The organism is Klebsiella sp. MS 92-3 (assembly GCF_000195655.1).
Lineage (GTDB): Bacteria > Pseudomonadota > Gammaproteobacteria > Enterobacterales > Enterobacteriaceae > Klebsiella > Klebsiella pneumoniae.
The window spans coordinates 37,221-39,763 of record NZ_GL882851.1 but is presented as its reverse complement, the minus strand read 5'-3'; the positions used below and the strand labels follow the sequence as shown (position 1 = coordinate 39,763).

The 2,543-nt window shown below is 53.5% G+C and carries 3 protein-coding genes; 1 reads left to right on the top strand and 2 read right to left on the bottom strand.

All coding sequences use genetic code 11. The features are described 5' to 3' along the window. Positions 1-142 precede the first annotated feature (142 nt). Positions 143-964, bottom strand: coding sequence for an HTH-type transcriptional regulator HdfR (gene hdfR / locus HMPREF9538_RS05105; RefSeq protein WP_002883081.1), 822 nt, complete (start codon positions 962-964; stop codon positions 143-145). Between the two features lie 118 nt (positions 965-1,082). Between hdfR and HMPREF9538_RS05110 the strand changes: the two genes are divergently transcribed. Next, positions 1,083-1,421: a DUF413 domain-containing protein gene (locus HMPREF9538_RS05110; protein ID WP_004146520.1), complete on the top strand. Its 339-nt coding sequence runs from the start codon at positions 1,083-1,085 to the stop codon at positions 1,419-1,421. 24 nt (positions 1,422-1,445) lie between these two features. Here the strand turns inward: HMPREF9538_RS05110 and HMPREF9538_RS05115 are convergent. Next, the coding region (locus HMPREF9538_RS05115) for a YifB family Mg chelatase-like AAA ATPase (RefSeq protein ID WP_009486016.1) at positions 1,446-2,543 on the bottom strand (1,098 nt) is incomplete at its 5' end.

Below are 2,543 nucleotides of genomic sequence, written 5' to 3'. Positions count from 1 at the left end.
GGTGTTGGGAGTTCGAGTCTCTCCGCCCCTGCCATTTATAAGAATCCTTTGCTCAGGCAAAGGATTTTTTTTATCTCTAATCTCCATTGGCAATATCCTCTACGAAAATACCTTGCTGATCTCCGTCCATGGAGAGTAGCGTTTATTCCAGAATAGGGTTTTTCAGGATCTCATGGATCTGCGCCTGCTTATCGCTATTTTGTAACCAGATCGCATAAAGTGGACGGGATAACGTAGCGCTGTCCATGACCGTATGTAACCCATGCTTCTCTTTCGCCCAGCGAGCAGGTAGCCAACAGCAGCCGTTCAGGCGCGATAATTGCTGATAGATCAGTTCAGCTGAAGAGGTAGTGAGCAGCGGAACATCATCGCTTCCTATCAGTCCCACTTCGTTTTGCTGAAAATCAGGCCCCCATTCAAGGCGCAAGTAATTCAATTCATTTCTGTTTTTTGCAGGCGATGCGCAATACAGGGCAAGAGTAAAATTACCCAACAGCTGGCTGCTTAATTCATCCATCTTCGGCGATTCGGTGGTGATCAGCAGATCCAACTGGCGTTCGTGAAGCTGTTTAACCAACGACTGCCGCTGCGCGATACGGGCTTCAAACTGGAGATTGTAAGGTGCGCTGTAGAGGGTACCGAGCCAGCTGTTAAGCATACATTCCCACAGGGAGGCGCTGGCCCCAATGGAGAATTCATTATGTCGCGAAGAGTGTGCCACCTCCTTGCGCGCAGCCTGCCAGGTATTCATGAGCGTTTCGGCATAGGGGAGGAGCTTTTCGCCGGCGGTCGTCAGGCGGATGTTATTACGATGACGGGTGAACAGATTCACACCAAGTTGATTTTCCAGCTGACGAATACGAAAGCTGACTGCTGACTGTGTCAGGTAAAGCGCCTCTGCTGCTCGCCCAAAGTGACGAGTTCTACTCACTTCCAGGAAAGTCTTGAGCAATTCCGTATCCACACCGTTCTCCACAAAATTATTTGTCGTGATGATTTAAATGTTTTGTTTGACGCTCTGTCAAGCGTAACTAATACTCCGCGCCATAAATAGCTCGGCCAAAGAATCAGGAGCGTGTAGGATGGCGGAAAGCTTTACGACGACTAATCGTTTTTTCGACAATAAAAATTATCCACGCGGGTTCTCCCGTCACGGTGATTTCACCATCAAAGAGGCGCAACTGCTGGAACGTCATGGTTATGCCTTTAACGAACTGGAACTGGGTAAGCGCGAACCTGTTACCGAAGATGAAAAACAATTTGTCTCGGTGTGCCGTGGTGAACGTGAGCCGGTGACGGAAGCAGAACGCGTATGGATTAAGTATATGGCGCGTATCAAGCGGCCGAAGCGTTTCCATACTCTGTCCGGCGGCAAACCGCAGATGGAAGGCGCTGACGATTACACCGAAAGCGATGACTAAGAAAAAAGGGCGTAAGCCCTTTTTTTACGCCATCATTTTCTGCAGATGGTTGAGCATCCGATCTATTGCCCGATAGCTGAGCGCCTCCTGCAAATGACAGCGTTCAATCTCTTCAACCTCTGCCAGATCGGCAATGGTTCTCGCAACCTTTAACAGACGCTGCCAGGCGCGAATAGAAAGCCCCAGCTGCGTTAGCGTCTGTTCCAGCCAGACAGCATCCTCCCGCCTTAAGCGACAGCAGTTCTTCATTTCACGATTCTCAAGATGGGCATTGAGTTTATTTTGCCTGAGCATTTGTCGTTCACGCGCCGCCAGCACCCGCTGCCGGACCGTTGCGCTCGATTCTTCGCCCTGCGAGCCCTGACTCAGTATTCCTGGCGGCGGCAATGGGATCTCTAAGGAAAGATCGAAGCGGTCGAGGAAGGGGCCTGACAGGCGTCCAAGGTAGCGCAATGTCTGCTCCGGCGATGCACGATTATGTTTACCCTGATAATGTCCTGTCGGGCTTGGATTCATCGCTGCAATAAGCTGAAAGCGCGCCGGATAGTCAATTTTGGCGCGCGAGCGTGATATGTGGATCTTGCCTGACTCAATGGGTTCGCGTAGCGCATCCAGTACCCGCCGCTCAAACTCCGGCAGTTCATCAAGAAACAGCACGCCATTATGGGCCAGGGAAATCTCACCGGGGACCGGTATCGAGCCGCCGCCCACCATCGCTGCCAGCGAGGCGCTATGGTGGGGGGCGCGGAACGGCCTCTGACGCCACCGCGTCTTTGCGGTGTGGAGGTTGACCAGACTCTGTATGGCCGCGCTCTCCAGCGCTTCCTGATTGCTTAATGGCGGCAGGAGACCGGGGAGTCGGCTGGCTAGCATGGTTTTCCCGGTCCCGGGCGGGCCTATCAGGAGCAGGTTGTGACCACCGGCGGCCACAATCTCCAGCGCTCGTTTGCCCTGCTGCTGGCCGATAACATCGAGCAGATCTTCGTAGCGTTCATCCCGAGCAGGCGCCTCGGCGAGAGGCGGCGAAAGCGATGTCTGCCCCGCAAGAAATGCGCAAACCTCCTGCAGATGGTCGGCGACCAGACAATCGCTGCCGCCGATCAGGCCGACCTCCGCCGCATT

Coding starts and splice junctions, on each gene's coding strand:
- HMPREF9538_RS05110 (WP_004146520.1), top strand. CDS start 1,083: ATGGCGGAAAGCTTTACGACGACTAATCGTTTTTTCGACAATAAAAAT.